This is a genomic window from Deltaproteobacteria bacterium (genome assembly GCA_016931625.1).
In the GTDB taxonomy this organism is placed as follows: domain Bacteria; phylum Myxococcota; class XYA12-FULL-58-9; order XYA12-FULL-58-9; family JAFGEK01; genus JAFGEK01.
In genome coordinates, this window is sequence record JAFGEK010000002.1 from 1 (window position 1) to 7,558 (window position 7,558).

The following is a 7,558-nucleotide window of genomic DNA, read 5'->3' on the forward strand; positions in this document are numbered from 1 at the left end:
ATACTCCCTTCGTTTGTTAACAGAAGCGATAATTTTTTTTGCCTTTTGATTATCGGCATGGCCGACATAATGAAATTTAATTTTACCGCTTTGACGTCTTGCAAGGTATAGGTAGTCTTTCTTGCCAACTTTTTTTCTCCAAGGAGCGCCTTGTGTTTCACGTTTTATAGCGGCTTCATAGGCACCATTAGCTTTATGCAAGCGCTTAAACTCTTCTTCAAGAACATGAAATACGCTAGGTGTTCATAATTATGCCTAACATTATGACAAAATAGATAATATGTTAGGTATAGTGCGCCAAGCCTTAGATGAGCCATTCCCGCGAAAACGGTAGTCCAGACTTTTAAAAATATAAAGATGAAAATATATAGATTATAAACTTATACTCATGACAACGCCAAAAAAACGATGTGTAAATATTTACAAACTATGAAGCTTGATTGACTTATTGCCAAAACGAGCAACTATTTCTAATTCGCCATCAAGCGCTTTAACATATTTACGAAGAGTCGACACAAGATGGTCATCACGACGCTCAAGTCGCGATAATTCACTATGAGCAATTTCCATCGCTTGCGCTACTTCGACTTGAGTTTTGCCCGACATTTCACGTAGCTCACGAATATCCATTTCGAGTAATTTGTCACTAACATTTTTTTTGTAGCAGTTTTTTTGCTGGAGACGCTTGGCGGCGAAAGGATTTCCAACTATGTGTAGCCATTAGTTTGTAACTTAAAAGTGAGAGATTATATAACTTGATAATATACTTTATAAAAATTAGTCATAGGTTTAATTACTATTTATACGCAATTAAATTAGCGAGACAGCTCCATATGTTTTTCTAACCATTGTTTTCTTACATCAAGTTCATGAATATGATCTAATCTTTGTTGCTCTAAACGACTCCTTATAGCTGCTATTAGCAATATCGCTGGAACGGTTTTTCGATAAGCTGGCGCACTCAATTTACCAATAGCCCATATTGCTAATGCCGTCCATCCTAATGGGACGATGATTACGGCAATAGCTTGTGACATGCCAGTATAAAAAACAAAAGGTAGTGTTATACCAAGTGCATGCGTACAAGCGCCAACTACCGTAGAGGCCATGAGATAAATTCCAAAGCCCGAAGCTTGAGCAGCAACAATTGAAGCAGTTACAGTACCTACTGATTTTATTTCTTTGCCGTGATATTTAGCTTCAGCTTCTATTTTTTCAAGAAGTTCTTGTCGTTGTGCTTCTTTTAGATTGCTCAATATTTCTTTAAAGCTTGCAGCAACAATTAGCGCTTCTGTTTCGGCATAGGAGATATTTGGTTTTATCGTAACTTTATATTTATTTGCGACATCAATAATTATTTCATCATACGATACTTCGGCTTCATGACCACGTAATTTTCTAAATAACCATGCAACTGTATGGCTGCCAGCATATCGCAATTCTGTTATTTGTTGTGCAGGTGATTCTTTGGTCGTATCAAGAATACGTTTTAACGCATCTATCTCAGTTTTATTCGCGTTTCTAATGACATCTTCTGGGCTAAAATGATTTGCTGACCATGAAAAGAATAAGTCGATTTCATTTTTTAAAATATTGATTTCATTTTTTCGATGTTTATTTCGTAATTTTGTCAAAATATTAGAATAGCAAAAAGCAATAAGTAGCAACACCATACCGATTAGAATTGCTGAGATAATTATAATGTTTTGTTCTGTTATGTTGAGCATGGTATTCGTGTTTCTTTTTTATAATTATAATAACGGTCAATATTAATTATCGATTAAAGATTTTTTGCCATAAGGCAGTTAACAAGTTGCCACACGATAATCGTAAAATCGCTAATTACTAAAAATAATCTTCTAGTCTTTAAATAAATTTACTAATTAACAAGAAACCATAAATCGTTTATGCATTGGTAAAAGTAATGATTTGTTTCATTATTACAGGTGCCGGTAATTAAGTTCGTTTGCTGCCGGCCAAGCTGAGAGGTAGTTTGCTTGGTAGATTTAGAGAAGCTGAACCAGAGATTGTAAAATCCAACCGACCTGTGCATTTGGTGGCGTCACTTTTTGAATGAACACAAAAAAATACTAGACAAACATTGGTTCCTAATATAGGAACAGTTAATGCGTTCCATCCTAGGGGGTTGAGGGCTTTACATGCGATTGGTTGGGAGAGAAAAGCTCTTAGCTTTTCAGCGGCGACACGCTGACACGCGTGCTTGGATCAAAGCATGGACAAAAGAAGTTGAAACTGCCGCGTGGAAAAGTCCGCAGGAACTCAAGGAACGATATCCAACGGCAAGCATCATTAATGATCAGGCTATAGTGTTCAACGTGAAGGGAAACAGTTACCGCTTGGAGGTGATAATTTCATTCGCGGCCCAAGTTATTAGCATCGGCAGGTGGGGCACTCACGCTGATTATGACAAATGGGTGTGGTGAAATTGGAGATAGTTATGAAGACGCAAGTTATTAAAAACGCAGAGCAGCACGCAGCGTCGCTTGCTGAAATCGATCGGCTAATTATGCTCAACCCTAAGGCTGGATCTGACGAAGCTGACCAATTGGCGGTGTTTGCTGTTTTGGTTGAAGAGTATGAGCGCAACCGTTTTCCCATAGAGCAACCTACTCCCATTGAAGCGATTCGCTTTCGTATGGAAGAAGCAAACCTTACTCCTAGAGATTTGGAGCCGTACATCGGCAGCAAGAGCAAAGTCTCTGAGGTGTTGTCTGGAAAAGTGCCTTTGAGTCTAAGAATGATCCGCGCTCTTCATGAAGGGCTTGGTATTCCTGCAGAAGTTCTTTTGCAATCGCAGCCTGTGCATAATCAACAAGAAGAAGATATCAATTGGTCGCGCTTTCCTGTTGCCGAGATGGCAAAACGCGGCTGGATTGAAGCAACAAAAAAACAAATCAAAGAGGCTTCAGCAGCACTTGCTAAACAATTTCTTACAAACTTGCCTGGTGTTCCAGCGGCAGCTTATTTCCGACAAACTAAGAAACGACTATACGGCGCCAGCATTGATGAGTACGCGTTGGCAGCATGGATATCCAGAGTGAACATACTGGGCAACGCTTCATCTGATGTAAAGACCTTCAATCCAAACACTATGACGGATACATTTATGCAAGACCTTGCTAGGCTCAGTCGGCACCCACAGGGCCCCATTGAAGCACGTAGGGTTTTGGCCAACGCTGGTATTGCGCTAGTGATTGAGCCACATCTTCCAAGAACCAAACTCGACGGAATGGTAATGCTCTCTCATACTGGTCGTCCAATTATCGGTTTGACACTGCGCTACGATCGACTTGACAGCTTTTGGTTCACCTTGCTGCATGAGGTGGCTCATTTGAAGTTGCACATTACAAAGCCAGACGATGCTTTTATTGATGATTTGGATTTCGATGCGAGTGATGACAAGTGCGAACGCGAGGCAGATCGAGCCGCAGGCGAGGCTCTCATACCTCGTGCTGTGTGGAAACGAAGTGCTGCGTTTCGAGAGAGAACTCCAGAATCGGTTATCGCGTTTGCTGCAAAGCTCAACATTCATCCAGCTATTGTGGCGGGTCGCTTGCGCAAAGAAACACGCAACTACCGCTTGTTTAATCAGCTAGTCGGAAACAAACAAGTGAGGGTGTTGTTCGCTGGAGGCAAAAACCATGAGTAACAGCAAAGCGCCGCAGTATGTTCCGATTCTTAAAAGCAAACGAGGTGAGTTTGGTGCACTTCGAGAGTTGGCGTCCAATACGCGTCACTGTTTAACGCCGCTTATAGATGTTGTACGGATGCCTATAGATAAACGCGATCAACCTATTGATGGACATCTTGACAAAATAGCAGAAAATATTAGGGACTCATGGGGTATGGGACGTCCCATCTTCTATGATGTTAAAGACTTGCCTCTGGATACCAGGACGTCTACAGGAGAACATCCTCTTGTCTACCTCGGAGAAAGACTGATTGCAAATGAGATTGAAGCCATTCCGACAATCGGCTTGGATCGCGACGATTACTATATTCAAGCGACACACAGAATGTGTCTTGTTGTAAAATCGGTGCTGCTTAGATTGGAAGTAGATGATATTACGTTACCCAATGAATTGTCAGTTAACATACAAGCGCTCTTGAACGAAATTGAAGTTCAGCCAAGTGCGACACATATCTTGATCGACCTAGGTTCCATTAGAGATAATGATGCAAACGCTACTGCTGAGACAGTGCTTGGGATGCTGCGTTCGCTTGAAAGCATTCAAGAATATGCGTCTGTCGTTGTTGCTGGTTCATCTATGCCGCAAGGACTTAGCGAATTAGTTCATGCCGACACCACAGCTCTATTGCCACGTAACGAATGGGATATTTGGCAACTATTGCAAGCAATGCCAAGCATTCCCAGAAATCTAGGGTATGGGGACTATGGTGTGGTACATCCTGATATGCTTGACCTTGATCCCCGACGAATCACGCTCGGTGCTGCAATTCGCTACACTACTAATAACGATGTGCTGGTAATTCGTGGGCGTGCCATAAAATCCCATCCTGATGGCTTTGGTCAATTCTATACTCTAGCCGAGACACTTGTGGATCTTCCAGACTATAGAGGAAGTAGTTTTAGTTGGGGAGATTCACGTATTTACCAATGTGCACAACGACAATGCGGCACTGGGAATCTAGAAACTTGGGTAAAAGTGGGAACGAACCATCATTTGACACACGTTATAGATCAACTCGGGCTGTAGCTTGCTGCTGGCCGCCAATCATCCCGCTCTAGCAATCTTAACCTTACCACAGTAGCAAGTTTTGTTGGTGGCAGCGCGTCAGTCAGTCTCTTCCAAATCAGCCGCCGTGGTTTAGAATTGTACCCCTGACTCAATCCGAGTTGCTGCAACACTGCCAGTGCTTCATCCCGCCACAGTAGCTGCACGAGCGCTTCAGAATCTCGCATAGGATTTCTGCTTTTCTTCTGTACATGAGCAAGCCTTAGACGATTACCTTGTCGACGAACAACCTGTATGCCCCACCAACTTGGTACAATTCTGGTAACACCATCAAGATGCTCAGGTGCGGTGATTATGGTGGCATAATCAAGTACACGAGAAAATGCTGCTACTTGGCTTGGGAGTCTATCCAGGGTATCGCGCTCACTTTTTATCTCGTAGCCGTGAATGCTCCCATTGATAACAGCGAGATCTACACGAGCCTGCCCCTGCAAAATACCCAGCTCATGAATTACACGTATTTTTGGATTGCCACAGTAACGCCTGTGGAGACGAGCGCCGAGCTCACTTCTAATCTGGGCATCACACAGCGGCTCGCCAAAGCCCAATCGTGTTGAGTTCGTAACTAGTACCATTATGTGTTACTGTTACCACAGAATTGTTTGATAGGCGACCCTGTCCTTACTGTTCCTCCAGAAAATTCCATCGCGTTGATTTTCTGACCTTTTATGCATAGATGGTCAAGGAAAGATTAGTTTATTACAAGTCGATATTTTTATCTTAGGTTTTAATCTATGCGTGTCATAAGTTGCCGTACCGCGTTCATTGTCTCATTATTTCGTTCTCGCTCATTACTGTAAATTGAAAACATTGCTTTATGTCATCAGCTTAATGTCTAGAGAAAAACAAAATCCCGTAACTATTTGACACCCCTCTATAGAATTTTCTGGACATGCCTGCCTAAATATTGGGTTCGTTGGCAAGTATCCGGTGTCAGAAACTGAAGGTCTGTGATGGATTATGGGAGGCTTGGCAACTAAGAAGTGAAGAACCGCCAGGCTCTTTTAATGAGATTGTTGACGATGTTTATAAAGTGCCTATGGTTTTTGGAGGTCGTCGTTATGCTCAACTATCTAGGCAAGAAAGATTAAGACAAACCATTCATCGGCATGCGCGTGAATTATGGTGGGCATACCATACAGATATAAATGTGCGTAGGGCATGGTATAAAACCATAGAAGTGGAATTAAATACAAAATGGAATGAAGCTATAGCAAGTGTTCAGGATATGTTGGCAAAAAAAATTGTAGATGCTCATATTGTGATTGAGGTTAATCCTAGCTCTAATATAACTCTTGGTCCATTTGATGATATGATACAACATCCAATTTTTCGCTGGCTAAATCCGAAAAATGATTTAACTGCATCTAATAAACCCATGATAGTTGTCGGCTCTGATGATCCTTCTGTTTTTGCTACTGAATTAATTCATGAGTATGCATATCTTGGTAGGGCCGCGCAGGAGTTAAATGCAACACCACGTCAGATATCTGTGTGGCTAGATCATCTTAGAGATAGTGGTGTTAAGTATAGCTTTTTTCCACGTGAATCATTTAAGCGATAAGTAACAAATATTTAATTATTTGAGTTGAAAAAATATTTGCTATCAAAATTATGCGAAAAAATTTTATTAGTTCCCCAAACTCAACCCCCCACATTATTATTCAACATTTTTGCCTTATTATTTTTCACTAGGTAAACTGCTTGAACATAATGGTGAGTTAGTATCCACTCATCATTTCATTACGCATAAGTTCTTATAAACATGGGGGGATAACAATGACGCGTAAAAAGCGCAGACCAAAAATGCGATGATTTTTTTAAAGCCAATAACGCAGAACTCAAAGTGCAATCACGTACTTTTCTATTTGATATAACTATTTTTATTTAGTGTTACCTCAAATATTTCTTGACATAGTTTTGTTAAAAAATCCCGAATCGCTAACCCAACTATAAAGGTCTTCATAAATCCCCACTAGAAAGCTGCTGCAGCAGTTATATGGCGGTTTATTTTTATAAACGCACCCCCTTTTCGTTTTTAGCCTCTAGCAGCGCTCCACGATTATTTTAAAGCGAAAATCACTCGTTAATAAACCCATGCTATAGTGCTACCAACAATTAAGGAGGGATTCCTTATGAGCGTTTTTAACTACAATCTTACTTATTTATCTAATCAACAACTCCTAGATAGTCTTGCGCGAGTGAATCGTCAAGCGCACAAAGTTACGGCTGAGCTGCTGGCACATCTAGCTGAGGTTGATGCGCGCAAGCTTTATTTAGAACAAGCTTGCTCTTCTTTGTTTAGTTATTGCATCGAGCGTTTGGGCGCTAGCGAAGATGAAACTGCTCGGCGTATTCATGCGGCGCGTTTGGCGCGACGTTTTTCGGTAATCTTTGAACTAGTCGCAAACGGAGAGTTGTTTCTATCAAGTATAAATCTTTTAGCGCCGTATTTGCCTCAAGGCATTGATCCGCAATCAGCCCATGAGTTGATTGAACAAGCACGCGGCAAAACTAAGCGTCAAGTTGAACAAATGTTAGCGGCTCGTTTCCCCAAACCAGATGTTGCGAGCACCTTGCGAAAATTGCCGGTAAAGGCACAGGCGCCATTGTTGGTGAATATACCAGCAACAGAACTAGAGTCAGAATCATCAACGCCAACACTAATCAAAGCTTCAATAATTACATCACCAGCAAATATATCTAATAGCGTCGCATCGCAATCTGTACCTGTTGCCGACATACCCCCAGCAGTCATGCCGAAGTCGCATTCGTCACTC

9 protein-coding genes are annotated in these 7,558 nt (G+C 41.5%); 5 read left to right on the plus strand and 4 right to left on the minus strand.

From position 1 onward, the window contains the following. The 3 genes from JW841_00040 to JW841_00050 all read right to left on the minus strand — a co-directional run. Positions 1–201, minus strand: a 201-nt coding sequence (locus JW841_00040) for a hypothetical protein (GenBank protein ID MBN1959310.1), incomplete at its 3' end; no start/stop codon positions are given. A gap of 219 nt (positions 202–420) precedes the next feature. Further along, positions 421–630: a helix-turn-helix transcriptional regulator gene (locus JW841_00045; GenBank protein ID MBN1959311.1), complete on the minus strand. Its 210-nt coding sequence runs from the start codon at positions 628–630 to the stop codon at positions 421–423. Between the two features lie 185 nt (positions 631–815). After that, on the minus strand, positions 816–1,727 hold the full coding sequence (locus JW841_00050; protein MBN1959312.1) for a hypothetical protein: 912 nt from the start codon (positions 1,725–1,727) through the stop codon (positions 816–818). Between the two features lie 432 nt (positions 1,728–2,159). Between JW841_00050 and JW841_00055 the strand changes: the two genes are divergently transcribed. The 3 genes from JW841_00055 to JW841_00065 are packed head-to-tail and all read left to right on the plus strand — an operon-like array spanning position 2,160 to position 4,739. Then, positions 2,160–2,444 carry a type II toxin-antitoxin system HigB family toxin gene (locus JW841_00055; protein MBN1959313.1) on the plus strand — a complete coding sequence of 95 codons (285 nt, stop codon included), beginning with the start codon at positions 2,160–2,162 and terminating at the stop codon, positions 2,442–2,444. A gap of 14 nt (positions 2,445–2,458) precedes the next feature. Further along, a complete protein-coding gene (locus tag JW841_00060) occupies positions 2,459–3,670 on the plus strand; it encodes an ImmA/IrrE family metallo-endopeptidase (protein MBN1959314.1) in 1,212 nt (403 codons plus the stop codon). Beyond that, entirely contained in the window at positions 3,663–4,739 is a 1,077-nt protein-coding gene (locus JW841_00065) for a beta family protein (protein MBN1959315.1), read from the plus strand. The genes JW841_00060 and JW841_00065 overlap by 8 nt, the downstream gene beginning before the upstream one ends. On the opposite strand, the gene JW841_00070 is transcribed toward JW841_00065, so the two are convergent. Beyond that, positions 4,724–5,353, minus strand: coding sequence for a sce7726 family protein (locus JW841_00070; protein ID MBN1959316.1), 630 nt, complete (start codon positions 5,351–5,353; stop codon positions 4,724–4,726). The genes JW841_00065 and JW841_00070 overlap by 16 nt on opposite strands. A 341-nt stretch (positions 5,354–5,694) precedes the next feature. On the opposite strand from JW841_00070, the gene JW841_00075 reads away from it, so the two are divergent. After that, positions 5,695–6,342 (plus strand): hypothetical protein, encoded by a 648-nt coding sequence (locus JW841_00075; protein ID MBN1959317.1) that lies wholly within the window; start codon positions 5,695–5,697, stop codon positions 6,340–6,342. Positions 6,343–6,913: 571 nt separating this feature from the next. Further along, on the plus strand, positions 6,914–7,558 hold a 645-nt coding region (locus tag JW841_00080; GenBank protein ID MBN1959318.1), incomplete at its 3' end, for a hypothetical protein.

Bases quoted from the DNA above. Each gene is read 5' to 3' on its own strand.
- JW841_00055 (MBN1959313.1), top strand. From the start codon at position 2,160: ATGCGATTGGTTGGGAGAGAAAAGCTCTTAGCTTTTCAGCGGCGACAC.
- JW841_00050 (MBN1959312.1), bottom strand. From the start codon at position 1,727: ATGCTCAACATAACAGAACAAAACATTATAATTATCTCAGCAATTCTA.
- JW841_00070 (MBN1959316.1), bottom strand. From the start codon at position 5,353: ATGGTACTAGTTACGAACTCAACACGATTGGGCTTTGGCGAGCCGCTG.
- JW841_00060 (MBN1959314.1), top strand. From the start codon at position 2,459: ATGAAGACGCAAGTTATTAAAAACGCAGAGCAGCACGCAGCGTCGCTT.
- JW841_00065 (MBN1959315.1), top strand. From the start codon at position 3,663: ATGAGTAACAGCAAAGCGCCGCAGTATGTTCCGATTCTTAAAAGCAAA.
- JW841_00045 (MBN1959311.1), bottom strand. From the start codon at position 630: ATGGATATTCGTGAGCTACGTGAAATGTCGGGCAAAACTCAAGTCGAA.